Origin of the sequence: Enterococcus sp. DIV0213h, assembly GCF_051711285.1 — a bacterium.
Classification (GTDB): domain Bacteria; phylum Bacillota; class Bacilli; order Lactobacillales; family Enterococcaceae; genus Enterococcus_D; species Enterococcus_D casseliflavus.
The window spans coordinates 3,455,001-3,472,164 of record NZ_JBIOMH010000001.1; the positions used below are offsets into that span (position 1 = coordinate 3,455,001).

Annotated in this window: 11 protein-coding genes, 1 tRNA gene and 2 rRNA genes (1 of these 14 running past the window's edge); all 14 read right to left on the minus strand. The window is 45.7% G+C overall.

Annotation, left to right across the window (positions count from 1 at the left end; translation table 11 throughout):
• A 23S ribosomal RNA gene (locus IGI77_RS16220) occupies positions 1-265 on the minus strand; it reaches 2,650 nt to the left of the window's first position.
• A 179-nt stretch (positions 266-444) separates the two neighbouring features.
• Positions 445-517 (minus strand) — tRNA-Ala (locus IGI77_RS16225).
• Positions 518-593: 76 nt separating this feature from the next.
• Positions 594-2,153 (minus strand): 16S ribosomal RNA (locus tag IGI77_RS16230).
• The 16S and 23S rRNA genes sit together here with 1 tRNA gene alongside, the layout of an rRNA operon.
• 661 nt (positions 2,154-2,814) lie before the next feature.
• The gene (gene lysS, locus IGI77_RS16235) at positions 2,815-4,308 is read right to left on the minus strand and encodes a lysine--tRNA ligase (protein ID WP_034858661.1); all 1,494 of its coding nucleotides are present in this window, start codon (positions 4,306-4,308) and stop codon (positions 2,815-2,817) included.
• Positions 4,309-4,404: 96 nt separating this feature from the next.
• Entirely contained in the window at positions 4,405-5,418 is a 1,014-nt protein-coding gene (gene dusB, locus IGI77_RS16240; RefSeq protein WP_060791889.1) for a tRNA dihydrouridine synthase DusB, read from the minus strand.
• Complete coding sequence (hslO, locus tag IGI77_RS16245; protein ID WP_060791888.1) at positions 5,419-6,300, minus strand: Hsp33 family molecular chaperone HslO; 882 nt, start codon at positions 6,298-6,300, stop codon at positions 5,419-5,421.
• A gap of 142 nt (positions 6,301-6,442) precedes the next feature.
• Positions 6,443-8,551, minus strand: a complete 2,109-nt coding sequence (ftsH, locus tag IGI77_RS16250) for an ATP-dependent zinc metalloprotease FtsH (protein ID WP_010749000.1) — start codon at positions 8,549-8,551, stop codon at positions 6,443-6,445.
• Between the two features lie 73 nt (positions 8,552-8,624).
• Positions 8,625-9,170 carry a hypoxanthine phosphoribosyltransferase gene (gene hpt / locus IGI77_RS16255; RefSeq protein WP_005230750.1) on the minus strand — a complete coding sequence of 182 codons (546 nt, stop codon included), beginning with the start codon at positions 9,168-9,170 and terminating at the stop codon, positions 8,625-8,627.
• Between the two features lie 19 nt (positions 9,171-9,189).
• A complete protein-coding gene (tilS, locus tag IGI77_RS16260; protein ID WP_438770344.1) occupies positions 9,190-10,590 on the minus strand; it encodes a tRNA lysidine(34) synthetase TilS in 1,401 nt (466 codons plus the stop codon).
• Between the two features lie 100 nt (positions 10,591-10,690).
• Positions 10,691-11,134, minus strand: coding sequence for a S1 domain-containing RNA-binding protein (locus IGI77_RS16265; protein ID WP_010748998.1), 444 nt, complete (start codon positions 11,132-11,134; stop codon positions 10,691-10,693).
• 74 nt (positions 11,135-11,208) lie between these two features.
• The gene (locus IGI77_RS16270; RefSeq protein WP_438770345.1) at positions 11,209-11,655 is read right to left on the minus strand and encodes an FtsB family cell division protein; all 447 of its coding nucleotides are present in this window, start codon (positions 11,653-11,655) and stop codon (positions 11,209-11,211) included.
• A gap of 83 nt (positions 11,656-11,738) precedes the next feature.
• Positions 11,739-12,005, minus strand: coding sequence for an RNA-binding S4 domain-containing protein (locus IGI77_RS16275; protein ID WP_005230745.1), 267 nt, complete (start codon positions 12,003-12,005; stop codon positions 11,739-11,741).
• Positions 11,992-13,623, minus strand: a complete 1,632-nt coding sequence (locus IGI77_RS16280) for a polysaccharide biosynthesis protein (protein ID WP_438770346.1) — start codon at positions 13,621-13,623, stop codon at positions 11,992-11,994. Before IGI77_RS16280 ends, IGI77_RS16275 begins: the two co-directional genes overlap by 14 nt.
• Positions 13,624-13,638: 15 nt before the next feature.
• Positions 13,639-17,157, minus strand: coding sequence for a transcription-repair coupling factor (gene mfd, locus IGI77_RS16285; RefSeq protein ID WP_016608449.1), 3,519 nt, complete (start codon positions 17,155-17,157; stop codon positions 13,639-13,641).
• Positions 17,158-17,164: the final 7 nt, after the last annotated feature.

Genomic DNA, 17,164 nt, shown 5'->3' on the forward strand with positions numbered 1-17,164 from the left:
TTCCCGTTTCGCTCGCCGCTACTCAGGGAATCGAATTTTCTTTCTCTTCCTGCAGGTACTTAGATGTTTCAGTTCTCTGCGTCTACCTCGACTGCGCTATGTATTCACGCAGACGTAACATCCTATAAAAGATGCTGGGTTCCCCCATTCGGAAATCTCTGGATCATAGCTTACTTACAGCTCCCCAAAGCATATCGGTGTTAGTCCCGTCCTTCATCGGCTCCTAGTGCCAAGGCATCCACCGTGCGCCCTTATTCACTTAACCTTTGACCTTACGGTCGGTTTTGAGTACTTCTTCTAGCGATAGAAGGTTGCTCAAGAAAATAAGCGTTGAACTTATTAAAAAACTCTTTTAACATTTCAACTCGGTGTGTGTTACTTGTTTTGATTATTTCTTCGATATCCAGTTTTCAATGAACAAAGCTTAACGACCATTGTCGTTAATGGAGCCTAGCGGGATCGAACCGCTGACCTCCTGCGTGCAAAGCAGGCGCTCTCCCAGCTGAGCTAAGGCCCCGGGTATTTACTTGAGAGTAGACCTCTCAAAACTGAACAAAGGCAAACGATGTGTAGTCTTCCGAAATATTCCTTAGAAAGGAGGTGATCCAGCCGCACCTTCCGATACGGCTACCTTGTTACGACTTCACCCCAATCATCTATCCCACCTTAGGCGGCTGGCTCCAAAAAGGTTACCTCACCGACTTCGGGTGTTACAAACTCTCGTGGTGTGACGGGCGGTGTGTACAAGGCCCGGGAACGTATTCACCGCGGCGTGCTGATCCGCGATTACTAGCGATTCCGGCTTCATGTAGGCGAGTTGCAGCCTACAATCCGAACTGAGAGAAGCTTTAAGAGATTAGCTTAGCCTCGCGACTTCGCAACTCGTTGTACTTCCCATTGTAGCACGTGTGTAGCCCAGGTCATAAGGGGCATGATGATTTGACGTCATCCCCACCTTCCTCCGGTTTGTCACCGGCAGTCTCGCTAGAGTGCCCAACTAAATGATGGCAACTAACAATAAGGGTTGCGCTCGTTGCGGGACTTAACCCAACATCTCACGACACGAGCTGACGACAACCATGCACCACCTGTCACTTTGCCCCCGAAGGGGAAACTCTATCTCTAGAGTGGTCAAAGGATGTCAAGACCTGGTAAGGTTCTTCGCGTTGCTTCGAATTAAACCACATGCTCCACCGCTTGTGCGGGCCCCCGTCAATTCCTTTGAGTTTCAACCTTGCGGTCGTACTCCCCAGGCGGAGTGCTTAATGCGTTTGCTGCAGCACTGAAGGGCGGAAACCCTCCAACACTTAGCACTCATCGTTTACGGCGTGGACTACCAGGGTATCTAATCCTGTTCGCTCCCCACGCTTTCGAGCCTCAGCGTCAGTTACAGACCAGAGAGCCGCCTTCGCCACTGGTGTTCCTCCATATATCTACGCATTTCACCGCTACACATGGAATTCCACTCTCCTCTTCTGCACTCAAGTCTCCCAGTTTCCAATGACCCTCCCCGGTTGAGCCGGGGGCTTTCACATCAGACTTAAGAAACCGCCTGCGCTCGCTTTACGCCCAATAAATCCGGACAACGCTTGCCACCTACGTATTACCGCGGCTGCTGGCACGTAGTTAGCCGTGGCTTTCTGGTTAGATACCGTCAAGGGATGAACATTTTACTCTCATCCTTGTTCTTCTCTAACAACAGAGTTTTACGATCCGAAAACCTTCTTCACTCACGCGGCGTTGCTCGGTCAGACTTTCGTCCATTGCCGAAGATTCCCTACTGCTGCCTCCCGTAGGAGTCTGGGCCGTGTCTCAGTCCCAGTGTGGCCGATCACCCTCTCAGGTCGGCTATGCATCGTTGCCTTGGTGAGCCGTTACCTCACCAACTAGCTAATGCACCGCGGGTCCATCCATCAGTGACGCAAAAGCGCCTTTCAACTTTCTTCCATGCGGAAAATAGTGTTATACGGTATTAGCACCTGTTTCCAAGTGTTATCCCCTTCTGATGGGCAGGTTACCCACGTGTTACTCACCCGTTCGCCACTCTTTTTCTTTCGGTGGAGCAAGCTCCGATGAAAGAAAAAGCGTTCGACTTGCATGTATTAGGCACGCCGCCAGCGTTCGTCCTGAGCCAGGATCAAACTCTCATAATGATTTGTTTGAATGACCATACGGTCATTAAGCTCATAAAAATTAACTTTGCTAGCTATTGCTTGCATGTATTTGTTTCAATAAATTGAAACGTCCTACACATTGGTTCGTTTGCTTGCTTTGTTCAGTTTTCAAAGGTCTACCGTGCTGTGTTAGCAACTTTTATATCATATCAGAGCGACATTTAATTGTCAACTCTTTTTTAAAAGTTTTTTTCGCTCGTTGTTTTTCAACTTCGTAGCGGCTGTCTCAGCGACTTAATTAGAATAACAAATGATTTGTTATTTGTCAACAACTTTTTTCAATTAATTTTGTTGATGTATCAACATCAATTAACTATTTTAAAATTGCGACTTCGTTATAATATCATCTGTCGAGCTGTGCGTCAACTACTTTTTTCAATTCTTTTTAGGAATTCATTTAGTCATTTGGCACATGTAATAATATACCAACTAAATCCCTTGCGGTCAATCATTTTCTATGGCTTTTTTCAATTTTTACAAACCCGTCTAATCGCATTGGATCCAGCTTTTATCGTTCGCATTTAATCCGTTTTCTGGCAACTATCGTGGCGTTTTTTCCTCTAATTCCTCGCTGTTTTTCACCCTGATCCAGCAGACAAGAAAAAAAGCCGCCCATCTCTTGCGAGTGGACGGAGTTTTTTTATCTCATTGTTGGGAATAATAAAACGTCGCGAATCGATTGCGCATCTGTCAACAGCATCACTAAGCGATCGATCCCGATCCCTAATCCACCAGTTGGCGGCATACCGTATTCAAGTGCTTCTAAGAAATCTTCATCCACCCCATGGGCTTCATCATTTCCTGCTTCGCGCTCTTTTTCTTGCCCTTCAAAACGTTCTCTTTGATCGATTGGATCATTTAGTTCCGTGAAGGCATTCGCAAATTCACGACCAACGATAAATAATTCAAAGCGGTCGGTAAAGCGTTCATCTTCTGGATTCTTTTTCGCTAATGGCGAAACTTCCACTGGATGACCGAAGACAAAGGTTGGCTGCTGTAACGTTTCTTCAACAAATGTCTCAAAGAATTCATTGATGATATGGCCAACAGTCATGGCATCATTGATTTCGACATGATGTTCTTTCGCTAAGCTGCGGGCTTCTTCAACGGACATTGGTTGCCAGAAATCAACACCTGTTTGATTTTTGATTGCATCGACCATATGGATTCGCGCAAAGTCGCTAGCTAGATCGACTTCTTGTCCATCGTATTGGATCGTTGCTGTGTGCAAAACTTTTTCAGCAGCATTACGGATAATGCCTTCGGTCAGATCCATCACATCTTTGAAATCTGTATATGCCGTATACGCTTCTAGCATTGTAAACTCAGGATTATGGGTCGTATCGATCCCTTCATTTCGGAAAACGCGGCCGATCTCATAGACTTTTTCCATGCCGCCCACGATCAATCGTTTTAAGTGAAGCTCAAGAGCGATCCGTAAATACAGATCCATGTCTAAGGCATTGTGGTGGGTAATGAAGGGACGAGCCGCTGCACCACCTGCTTGATTATGCAATACTGGCGTTTCGACTTCGATATACCCATGACCGTCAAGGTAACGACGAATTTCGCTGATGATTTGGCTTCGTTTCATGAAACGATCAAAGCTTTCTTTATTACTGATCAAATCCAAGTAACGTTGACGGTAGCGTTGTTCTACGTTCGTCAAGCCATGGTATTTGTCAGGCAATGGACGCAATGCTTTTGATAAGATCACGATTTCTTTGGCTTTGATGGTCACTTCACCGGTATCGGTCTTCATGATTTCACCAGATACGCCGAAGAAATCACCTAAGTCTGCGTGTTTGAATACTTCGTAAGGTTCATCCCCTACTTGGTCTTTACGTACATATATTTGAATACGGCCTTCGCGGTCTTGTAAATGTGCAAAACCAGCCTTACCTTTTCCACGTTTTGTAACGATTCTTCCTGCAATGCTTGCTGAAAGATTCATTTCGGCTAATTCTTCTTTGGTTCTTTGATCAAATAACTCATGTAACTCGGCAGAATTATGGGTGCGTTCGAATCGCTTGCCAAAAGGATCAATGCCTTCTTCCCGTAGTTTTTCCATCTTTTCACGGCGAACCAACATTTGATCATTCAATTCTTCTTGTGTTTGTCGTTCCTCTGTCACGAGTTTTCCTCCATTCTTAACTTGGGTTTCCTTCTTATAATGCCAATGATGACGCAAAAAATCAAGCCGAACTTTCGAATCGACTTGATTTGTTTCTTATTCCTTAAGAGTTGCTAGCGGCTGTTTTTCGGTCTTTTCCACAAATGCATCTAATAAATCAAAAATCGTCTGCTTATCTTCCGCTTGGTTGATAGCTGCCTTCACTTTGGCTGCCCGCGAAATACCTTTTAAGTAGTACGCAGCATGTTGACGAAATTCTCGCGAAGCGATTTTTTCCCCTTTTAGATCAGCCAAACGTTCTAAATGAAGTTTCGCTGTCGAAATTTTTTCTCGCGGTGTTGGTTCTGGCAATAACTCGCCTGTCTCCAAGTATTGCTTGGTGCGGTGGATCATCCATGGATTGCCTAACGCTGCCCGTCCGATCATCACTGCATCTGCACCGACTTCTTCCAACATTCGCTTGGCATCTTCAGGGGTTTTGACATCGCCGTTGCCCATAAAGGGAATCGTGATACTTTGCTTCACTTGTTTCAACACGTCCCAATCAGCCGATCCTTCATACATCTGTACACGGGTTCTGCCATGCATACCGATCGCTGCGGCACCCGCTGCTTCTGCGGCTTGGGCATTTTCAACCGCAAAGATGTGCTGCTCATCCCAGCCGATCCGCATTTTTACGGTAACGGGCTTGTCGATCGCACTGGAAACAGCATGGACCATTTCATAAACCTTGTCGGGATCTAAAAGCCACTTCGCACCAGCTTCTGCTTTGATGATTTTGTTTACAGGACACCCCATGTTGATATCAATGATATCAGCAGTTGTGTTTTCTGCGACAAATTGCGCTGCTTCTACTAAGGATGCTTTATTCCCACCAAAAATCTGAATACTAAGAGGATGCTCGGTCTCGTCAATAAATAGCATCTCAAGGGTCTTCTTGTTCCGCAGTTGAATCCCTCGATCACTGATCATCTCACAGACGACTAAACCCGCGCCAAATTCTTTGACTGTCACACGAAACGCAGAATTGGTGATCCCTGCCATTGGCGCAACGACGACGCGGTTGGGAATCTCAACCGAGCCGATCTGCCATGTTTGTCTATCTTTCACTTACGCTTCCGCCTCTTTCTTCAATGCCGCCAATTCCGTTTCATCAAAATGATACTTGTTGCCACAAAACGAGCAGACTGCCTCTGCCCCGTGGTCTTCATCGATCATCGCTTGGATCTCATCAGCCCCCAAGGTAATGATCGCCGTCGCAAATTTTTCTTTCGTGCAATCACAATGGAACTGGACTGGCATTTTTTCTAGTACTTCGATCGTCGTGTCTGGCAACAATGTCTCTAAGATCTCTTCTGGTGATTGTCCTTCATCGATCAAGGTTGATACTCGAGGCAATTCTCCCAAACGTTTTTCGATGGCATCAATGATCTCTTCACTGGCACCAGGCATGATCTGCAGCATAAACCCACCGGCTGCCCGAATCGAATCATCGGTTTCTACTAATACACTCAGACCAACAGCAGAAGGAATCTGTTCTGACACTGCTAAATAATAAGTAAAGTCTTCCCCAAGCTCCCCAGAGACGATCGGTGTTTGTCCAGAGAAGGGTTCTTTTAGCCCTAAGTCTTTGATCACGGTAAAGATCCCTTGGTCACCCACTGCGCCCCGAACGTCCAATTTCCCTTGAGGGTTCAACGGCAGACTGATCTGCGGATTTTTTATGTATCCTTTTACGTCCCCACGGCCATTGCTGTCTACGACGATTGCCCCAGCAGGACCATTTCCTTGAATTTTGACGGTCAATTTGTCTTCCCCTTTTAAGGTACTGCCTAATAACAAACTTCCCACCATCGCTCGCCCTAAAGCAGCGGATGCCGTATTCCATGTTTCATGGCGTCGTTGTGCTTCGGCGATCGTTTCTGTTGCCGATACTGCATATGCTCGGACGAAGCCGTCATATGCTAGTGCTTTTACTAAATAATCCTTCATCTTGATTCTCCTTTTTATTCATTAATGAATCATACTAGGAAGCGCCGCTTTTTTCAACTGAATGTGTTTGAATTTAAGGAAAGTCTTCTTAAATAGAAACAAAAAGGCACCGAGTTTCCTCGGTGCCTTGATACGTCTTGTTTTAGGCGTTATCATCTTTGTTTTCTTGATCAGTCGGTTGGCTTTCGCTATTGCGGCGAACGTCTTCCAATTGTTGATCAAAATCGTTTGATGGTGCATCTTCGCTGTGTTTTTCTGCAGCTTGCTTCTCTGCATCTTTTTCTTCCAGCGCACGTTTCGCTTCTTCAAACGTTTGAGCTTTTTCACTAGGATACTCAGAGCTTTCGGTTCCTTCAGGCATTTTGCCTTCTTCAAACAAGGATTTGATTGCTTTGGCATCTAATGTTTCATGTTCAAGCAGTTTTTCAGCGATCAATTTGTGCTGTGCACGGTGTTCTTCAATGATTTCATGGGCTTTTTGATGAGCATCCATTAAAATCTTGCGAACTTCTTGATCGATTTCAAAGGCAACTTGTTCAGAGTAAGCTTTTGTTTGACCATAATCACGACCAACAAAGACTTGATGGTTTCCTTCATATTGAACTGGACCTAACTTGTCACTCATTCCATATTCTGTCACCATGCTTCTTGCAAGCGCAGTTGCTTGTTCAAAGTCATTGGAAGCACCCGTTGATTGTACACCGAAGATGATTTCTTCAGCCGTACGACCACCAAGCAACCCAACGATTTGTTCAAACATATCTTCTTTGGTCATCAAGAATTGATCTTCTTTCGGCAAGGCGATCATGTAACCACCCGCACGTCCCCGAGGAATGATCGTTACTTTGTGTACCACACGGGCACGACTCAAGACTAACCCAACAATGGTATGTCCTGCTTCATGGTAAGCAACCATTTCACGTTCGCGTTTGTTGATGACCCGATCTTTCTTCGCTGGACCAGCGATCACGCGATCTTCTGCTTCATCGATATCTGAAGCATCGATTTTTTTCTTGTTACGACGAGCAGCAACTAATGCCGCTTCGTTCAAGACGTTTTCCAGATCCGCACCAGCAAAGCCTGGTGTTTGTTGGGCAACGACTTTCAAATCAACATCATCTGATAAAGGTTTGTTGCGGGCATGGACACGGAGGATCGCTTCACGACCTTTCACGTCTGGACGACCAACCAAAATCTGACGGTCAAAACGACCTGGACGTAGCAACGCTGGATCTAAAACATCCGAACGGTTCGTTGCGGCAATGACGATCACGCCTTCATTCCCATCAAAACCATCCATTTCAACCAACAACTGGTTCAATGTTTGTTCCCGCTCATCATGTCCGCCACCCATACCGGCACCACGTTGGCGACCGACTGCATCGATTTCATCGATAAAGATGATAGCTGGTGCATTTTTCTTCGCTGTTTCAAATAAGTCACGCACCCGGCTTGCACCGACACCGACAAACATTTCAACGAAATCTGAACCAGAGATCGAGTAAAACGGTACGCCAGCTTCACCAGCAACGGCTTTGGCTAGTAACGTTTTCCCGGTTCCTGGAGGCCCCTCAAGTAAGACACCTGCTGGGATACGAGCACCTAATTCAACGAAGCGTCGAGGATCTTTCAAGAATTCCACGACTTCGACAAGCTCTTGTTTTTCTTCTTCTGCACCGGCTACGTCTGAAAAACGCACGCGGTTGGCTTTTTTATCCGCTTCTTTGGCTTTTGATTTGCCAAAGTTCATCACACGGCCGCCACCGCCACCGCCGCCACCTTGTTGGCTCATCATCATGTAGAAGAAGAAAATGATGATCACAAGTGGTAAGAAGCTAACCAAAAGCGATAACCAAATGCCGCTGTTGGATTCTTCTTCGATCGTGGTTTTGACCCCTTCTGCCGAGGCCAAACTGGTGACTTCGCTTAGTGTGGAATCATTCGGTAATATGATCGTTGAAAAGCGGGTCGAACTCGCCTGTGTATTACCTAAAACAGACAAGCTGTTGTCATTGCTGACGGTTTGTTCTTCATTGTATTCACCCACGATTCGATACACACCGTTAGCGGGTTGAACAGTAAACTGTTTGATCTTCCCGTCTTTCAGTTGCTCTGTAAACGTGGAGTACTCGATCGTTGGGGTCTGCTGATTGCCATTTCCAAAAATGAAATATACGACCATGACCATCGCCAACAAGACAAGTACATAATATAAGGTATTTTTTACCATACCGTTATTTTTCTTATTCATGCGTACCTCCCTGGCTATTTTGTTTTATCAATCCTGACCATTTAATTGTATCACAATTGATTTAGAACAGTCACTAATTTGACTGATAAACACTAGGTTTTAAGACGCCAACGTAAGGTAAGTTTCGATATTGCTCTGCATAGTCCAGTCCATATCCAACAACAAACTCATTTGGCACATCGAAGCCGACATAATCTGCATCGATCTCAACGACACGACCTTCTGGCTTATCTAATAACGTTACGATTTTCACTGATTTCGCTTTACGGTATTTGAATAGATCCACCAGATAAGCCAATGTGCGACCGCTGTCAATGATGTCTTCAACGATCAAGAGATCACGGCCCTCAACATTTGTATCTAAATCTTTGATGATCTTGACTTCCCCAGATGAAATCATGGCATTGCCATAACTTGAGACATCCATGAAGTCTAACTCCAAGTAACAATCCATCTCACGAACGATGTCTGCCATGAAAGGAACGGCACCTTTCAGCACACCTACGACTAGAGGATTTTTATCCGCATAAGCCGCCGTTAATTCTTGACCAAGTTCCACACAACGATTTTTGATTTCGTCACGGGAAATCAAAATTTTCTCAATATCTTTATCTAGCATAAAGTTCTCCTTCCAACTCTTACTTCTGATATTTATAAAGAAGTATGTAGTGTATTTTATCAGTTTCTGGCGCAATACTCAAATAGGAAAATGTATGAGGTAGTAAGGCAATCACCTCTTTTTCAAGGTTTGTGACGACCCAACTTTTTTCTCGCACTTCATTAGGAATTTTTGAATCGATAAAAAAACGACTGATCTTTTTGGTCAGACCACGCGCCAAGCGGATTCGGTCTCCCGGCTGGCGCTTACGCACCACCAGCTCAGAGGAATAGTTTAGCGGTAAATCTTGGGAAAACTCTGACCAATTTGTGATTTTTTTGGGAATATGCTGTTCATTTATCGGAAAATACCCAATCCATTCCTTTTCAGAAAGATAGATCCCCTCCCCTAAAACCAGTCGCTGACTGACTTCTGTCAACGGCGCTGCTGGCTTTTGGGGAAAAGTAACAGGTTCCAATAACAATTGGTCATAACTGCGCCGCAGCTGCCACTGTTTGTGCAACGCCAATTGCCATTGCCCTTTCTTTTCATCCAGCAGACGCAATAACTGCGGCAGCTGTTTTTGATTGAGGGGCTGCTTCGTAAAAGCCTCTGCTTGCTGTAAAAAACCCGCATAGAAAAAATAGCGTTGCGCTGGCGAAAACGTCGGCAGCTGCTGCAGATCGATCACTAAGTGAGCAGCTTGCTGTTGAACGAACGCAGACAACCATTGCTGCTGCTCTTGTTGGATCAGCTGATTGGCGAACTGTACTTCTTCAGAAAGCTGTTGAAAATGCGGCAGCAGCTGCAGATTTTCCGCTTTTAAGGCTGGCACTACTTGCTGGCGTAGTCGGTTTCGCAAATACAGCGGTTCGTGATTGCTTTCGTCTTCAAAGTAGGGAATCTGCTGTGCTTGCGCATAGTCGTAAATCGCTGCCTTGCTGACAGTAAGCAGTGGACGCAACAAGATCCCTGTGTGAAAAGGCTGCTGCTGTTTCATCCCGCCAGCCGATCGCAAGCGCCCTTCTCGCATCATCTTCATCAACATCGTTTCTACTTGGTCATCACTGTGGTGAGCAGTCAGCAAAACATCATAGCCTTCTTGAGACATGACGTCGGCAAAAAACGTATAGCGAAAGTTTCGAGCGCTAGCTTCTACGCCGGTTTCTGGCGGATTTTCCCAGCACCGCTCGTAAAAAGGAATGCCGCGTTCTTGGCAGTACTGCCGTAAAAAAGCCGCTTCCTTGGCAGATGCTGGACGCAATTGATGGTTCACATGTGCCACACCAAAACATGGCTCTTTTTGCATTTCAGGAAACAACTGACAAAAGATCTGCAACAAGACCATCGAATCGACGCCCGTCGATACCGCCAGCAAAAAGCGGCGTTTTTTTTCAGGATCGATGGCAGTGAGTTGCCCTCGAACGGTTTGAATGACCATCGTTTGACCTCCTTCTCATTTGGTAATCCCACAAGAAAGAAAGCTGAAACAAAACGAACCAACAGTTTTGTTCCAGCTTTTTCCAACTTGCTATTCATGTTTAGTTACGGCGTCCGCCGCGGCCACCGCGTTTTCCTTCTGTATTTCGACGTAATGACGAAAGACGATCATCACTATCTTTTAGAAAAGAACTCATCAATGAATCGAAGTCTTGTTTATTTACATTCGTATTTTGATTGCGTGAAAAAGATTTTTTCGGATTTGGTCGATTGAATTCTTTTTTCGGGTATTCACGTTTTTCTTCCGGTTTATCTTCTGCTTTGCGGATCGATAGGCCGATTTTTCCATCGTTGCCGATTGCCGTAACAAGTACTGTCACTTCATCCCCAACAGACAACACGTCGTGAATGTCTTTGACGAATCCGTTTGATACTTCACTGATATGCACCAAACCAGTTTTCCCTTCACCAAGATCAATGAACGCACCAAAATTTGTAATACCAGACACTTTGCCCTTTAGTTTCGCTCCAACTTCGATTGACATATAAAAAATGTTCCTCCTAATTTTTACCCATTTAAAATAATTCAAACTACTGCGCTGAGTAGGTATGACATTGCTTAATCTTGTGACTCTGTGGATGATGATTCTTGTCCGCTTTGCGAAGAACGCTCATTGGTGTTTTGAGAATCCGTCCCGTCTGGCAAGACTGGATAGATTTTTTCGCCATCTTTTGAGTAGAAGAATCGGCTGCGGGCCAATTTTGCCACATACTCATCGTCTTGCAACAAGGCAACGTCTCGCTCCAGTGAAGCCACCTTTTGTTCTGCCTCTTTTTGTTCGGCGACTGTTTCCGCCTTATATTCCTTTAGCTTTTGCAGGCGCATTTGATCGTTGAACATTTGAATCCCTACGATCGCAAATATCGCTAATGCCGCCACGAAAAACGCCACCAGCCGACGTCGGCGAAACACGACTTGCCGCCGCTCTTTTTCAAACTTGGCAAATTGCTCTTTCGCATAATCGGTCTGCAATAGTTCTATTTTTTTATTTGATTCTCTTGCCACCTGAACTCGCTCCCGTCGCTGTCTTTGTTTTTTACATTATACCAACATCCGCAAAGCTTGTCTAACTGAAAATGCCGTAAAAATCAAGCATTTTCTGAGATTCTTTCCTCTGAAACGATCTCATACATTTTTGCAGCGTCTTCTTTTTTCGTCGATTCATGCAATTCATTGACTTTTACTTCCAAGACCTTATTCCCGAATTGAATGCGCATGGTATCGCCTACTTTGACGTCACTGCTTGACTTGGCTAATTTGCCGTTGATCTGAATGCGTCCCTTGTCTGCCACTTCTTTGGCCACAGAGCGACGCTTGATGATGCGGGAGATTTTAAGAAATTTATCTAATCTCATGTTTTTCACCTCTTCTTAATAGTTTCTTTCCAAATGGAACTAACAGCCATTCGCGAATCGTTAACAATTTGATTTTGATCGCTGCCCCGATAAAGGCTGCGCCTCCCAGACCGACACCGCCTAGGCAAAAAAGCAGTGCCTGTAGTCGATGGGTCAAAGGACCGTTCAATAAGATCGCAACGAAGCTATAATATAAGAATAGCACGCTTGCCATGATCCCTAAACAAATAAATAGTTTTTTTCCATAATTTCCTTCATGCCAAAAGTGATTGATGCTGCTTTGTGCTCGACGCTGTTCGGAAACCACAAAACAGCATAAGGTCGCGCCTAACCCCAACAGCGTACTGATACTCGCTCCTGCAGTCCCATACGAAGCAGTCAGCGGCCACATCGATAGACATTTGATCAAAAGACCGATCCCCGCAGCCAGCAAGCCGAAGGTATAGGTATTGCGACTTTGTTGAATGCTTTGATAGGCTTGGATCGTCGCCATCAGAGCGATAGAAAAGACAAACAATACCAGCGCCGCATTGCCAGAACCGTCTTTGAATAAGGCAAAGTTAATATAAGGCAGCAAAATCGCTAAGCCCACGGCGGAAGCCGAAGCAATCCCGATCGTCAGGCGCAAATACATTTTTGCCGACTTTTCAAACAGCTGCTGATTTTTTACCGTCAAATACTTGGTCAACGTTGGCAAAAACGTCGAGCTTAACGCCATCGCCACCACAAGACCTAGTTGGACGAGGGGTTGTCCGCGATCATAGATCCCTTTTGAAATTCGGGCTGCTTGTGCCGTCAGCCCCCCCGCTTCTAGCGCATTGGTCAATAAAAACGAATCCGCTAACTGGAACAAGATCAAATAGCCGCTATAAATCGTCAACAGACCGCCTTCTAAGAAGAACCGTTTCTTCAACGAGGCGGATAAAACAGCGGGATTTTCTCCTGTACTGGTGACTGGTTTATGCCATAGCGATAGGCGTTTGCCGTTGATTTGTCGGCTATAATAACTTAAGATCCACCACGCCGCAAGGCCCCCGACTAAGGCACCCATCATGGCGACAGTCCCCGTTTGATAAATCGTCCAGCCCAATTGCTGGAAAGCTGCCGCAGCACCTAAAATCACACCAACTCTAAGCAGCTGCTCTACGACTTGGGAAACTGCTGTCGGCACCATTTGCAAATTTCCTTGAAACATTCCTCGATAAAAGGTCAAAGGCGGGACAAATAAGAAGGTAAAAGAAACGACTCGAATCAAGCCCGCCAGTTGGTGGTCCCCCATCACTTGTGCGATCGGACCAGCAAATAAAAAGGTCACCGCCCATAAACCGATCGCAGACCAAAGCACGAAAGGCGTCAACGCTTGCAGCCGTTCCTTGCTTTTCAAAGGATCGGGTTCTTCAGCGACGATGCGGGAGATAAACTGTGGCAACCCTGACAACGCTAACGTCATCGCCAATCCATAAATCGGATAGACTTGTTGATACACATAAAACCCTTCGTCCCCTACCAGGTTCTGAAAAGGGACCCGATAAACGGCACTTAAGATTTTTGCGATAAAGGAAGCGATCGTTAAAATAAACGCCCCTTCCATCGTACGCTTCAATTGTGATTTCGGCATCCCGCTGGTTCCTTTCTAGCCTTGGCTGGCGTATTTTTGTTCCCGTAACGCTTTGACAAAATCTTGGATTTCTAATAGCCAGGTGCTTTCCTTCATCACTGGCGGAATCTGTAATTTGATGGTCATTTGCTCATGATCGACACCCATCGTGGCTTTTAATTTAGTAGCTTTCAATGCTTCAAACAGCTGCTCCACCGAATAATTTTTCGTGCCGACTTTACTCAAAGTAAACGACACCGTCTGCTGCTGCTTGCGGATAGTTTCTAACAAGGCACGATCGCCGTTCATTTTGATCTCGCCCACCGTTAAGAGATGTGCCACTTCTACAGGGTATTCACCGAAACGGTCTAACAGATCATCTTGAAGTTCATCAACTGCTTCTTGGGATTCCAGCTCACGAATTCGTTTGTAGATCTCGATTTTTTGCCGTTCGTCTTCAATATACGAAGTCGGTAAGTAGGCATCGATCCCCAGATCGATCTCGACGGTCGTTTTTTCTGTTTGGGTATTTTTCCCTTGTTTCCGAGTGACTGCTTCAGACAGCATTTGCGAGTACATGTCAAACCCGACTGCATCGATAAAGCCGTGCTGCTGCGCCCCCAATAGATTTCCCGCTCCACGAATCGAAAGATCTCGCATCGCGATTTTGAAACCTGACCCCAACTCGGTAAAGTCCTTAATGGCTTGCAGCCGTTTTTCACTGACTTCATTCAACACTTTTTGCTGTTCATACATGAAATACGCATAGGCGACCCGATTGCTCCGACCGACACGGCCGCGCAGCTGATACAACGTCGAAAGCCCCATGTAATCGGCATTTTCCACAAACAACGTATTGGCATTGGGAATATCCACACCGGTTTCAATGATCGTCGTCGTCACCAACACATCGTATTGCCCTTCAATAAAGTCAAACAGGGTATTTTCCAATTGAATCTCGGTCATTTGCCCGTGGGCATACGCGATTCGTGCGTCTGGCACTAACGCCTGCAGTTCTTCGACTTTCCGCTCGATCGTATCGACACGATTATAGAGATAAAACACTTGACCTCCCCGTGCCATCTCCCGTTGGATCGCTTCTCGCACTGCTCCTGGATTCATCTCCATCACATAGGTTTGGATCGGGTAACGATTTTCTGGTGGTGTTTCGATCACAGATAGGTCCCGTACCCCCAGCATCGACATATGCAATGTTCGTGGGATCGGCGTTGCCGTCAACGTCAACACATCGACTTGCGAACGCAGTTGTTTCAAGCGCTCTTTGTGTTTGACCCCAAACCGTTGTTCTTCATCGATCACCAACAAGCCCAAATCAGCAAACTCGACATCTTTTGACAATAATCGGTGGGTCCCCACCAAAATATCGACTTGCCCTTTGCGCACTTGCTCGATCGTTTCATTCTGCTGTTTTTTCGTCCGAAAACGACTCAGTACCCCAACATTGACGGGGAATCCTTCAAAACGATCGACCATCGTTTCATAGTGCTGCTGCGCCAAGATCGTTGTCGGTACTAAGAAAGCCACTTGTTTGCTTTCTTTGATCGCTTTAAAAGCAGCCCGCAGCGCCACTTCTGTTTTCCCAAAACCAACATCCCCGACTAACAAACGGTCCATCGGCTTTTCTTTTTCCATATCCCGCTTGATCTCTGCCGTGCTGCGCAGCTGATCATCGGTTTCCGAATACGGAAAGGCATCTTCAAACTCTTTTTGATAGGCATCGTCTGGTTGAAAGGCATAGCCTTTTTCTGATTCGCGTTTGGCATACAATAAAATCAAATCATCTGCAATGTCTTCAATTTTAGCCGTCACTTTGCGCTTGGTCTTCGCCCACTCGCTGCCACCTAATTTATTGATTTTCGGTGTTTTCGATTCGGAAGCCACATATTTTTGAATCAAATTCAATTGGGTGACTGGAATAAAGAGCTTGTCTTCGTTTTGGTACAAGATCGTCATGTAATCTTGGTGGACGCCATCGACTTCTAAGGTTTCCATGCCGATGTACTTCCCGATCCCATGATTCGCATGGACGACATAATCGCCCGCTTTTAACTCATTGTAGCTTTTGAGCCGTTCCGCATTGGTGACATTTTGCCTGCGGGCTCTTTTTTTGTTCATCTTTTGGAAAATTTCTTTTTCCGTAACCACCACTAGCTTGTCTTGCGGCATTTCAAAGCCGCTTTGCAAACGTTCCACCACGATTTGGGTGCGTCCTGTAAACAGGCGGTCTTGTTGCGTCTGCACGGCATAGATATCATGATCTCGCAGATCTTGCTCTAACTTCTTGGCCCGCTCTTGATCACTGACCAGAAAAATCACCGTCTGCTGCTGCTTCTCCCAGCGATCGATTTCAACTTTCAAGAGACCCATTTGGCTGAAAAACTGCTGCATCGGCCGGTATTGGAATTGATGGATCGCTTGGAAGCGAATGTTCCCCATTCCTTTTTGGAATAAAGAAAAGAAGCTGGTCACAAAGGTTTCTTTTTGCAGCAGCTGATGGACATCGATCCCGAATTGCTGTTCAGAAAAAACCCGCAGCTCCGCTAATTTTTGGGTATGCCACTCCGCCTCTTCCCGTTCGATCTCACGATTGGTCTCCATGATCCGAGCATAATCATCGATCATCAAAAAGGCATCTTCAGAAAAATAATCTAAGACACTCGTTTGCTGACGATACAGTAAATCCGTGTAGTAACGGGCACTTTCACCAGGAATCCCTGCTTGCCATTGAGAAGCCAACTGGCCAAAATAATCTTCTAAAAAGGCGCGATCGGTTGCTTCTTTGGTGACTGCCAACCGTTTGTTCAATAATTCTTGCAGCTGCTTTTGCCCCGCAGCTAAATCTTCCGCTGAGAAAACCAATTCGGTAGTGGGTAAAATAGCCACTTGCTGCAGCGTTTCCACTGAGCGTTGCGTTTCCACGTTGAAAGAACGCATCGAGTCGATTTCTACATCGAATAACTCGATCCGTACGGGATATTCGGCGTTTAATGGATAAATATCGAGGATGCTCCCACGAATACTGAATTCGCCAGGTTTGCCAATCATTGACTGACGTTCGTAACCCATCAAGATCAATTGTTGCGGCAAACGCTCTAAATCGATCTCATCGCCGATCTGCCACTGAAATTGATTGGCTAACCAGGTTTTCTTTTCAGGCAAATACTTTCGCAAAGCCGCTACCGGCAACACATAGATCCCCGTTTTCCCTTGAGAAACAGCATTCAGCGCTGCCACGCGTTCTTCTCTGGCTTCTGGTGAAGAAAAAGCCATTTCGGCTGACAACACTTCATCCACTGGAAAAACGTAGACATCTTCCGTCACATTGCGCAGATCTTCGGCTAGTTGATTTGTATAATAGAGATTAGGTGTCACGACGATCACTTGTTTTTGAAATGCCTGATACACACCAGTGATCGCTAATGTTTTTGCCGATCCAGCTAGACCGGTCAGTAATTGCCGGGGGGCCTGTTCACGTAAACCTGTATGCCAAGCCGCCACTGTCGGCACTTTATTTATTAATTCAATTAAATCCATCTCGGCC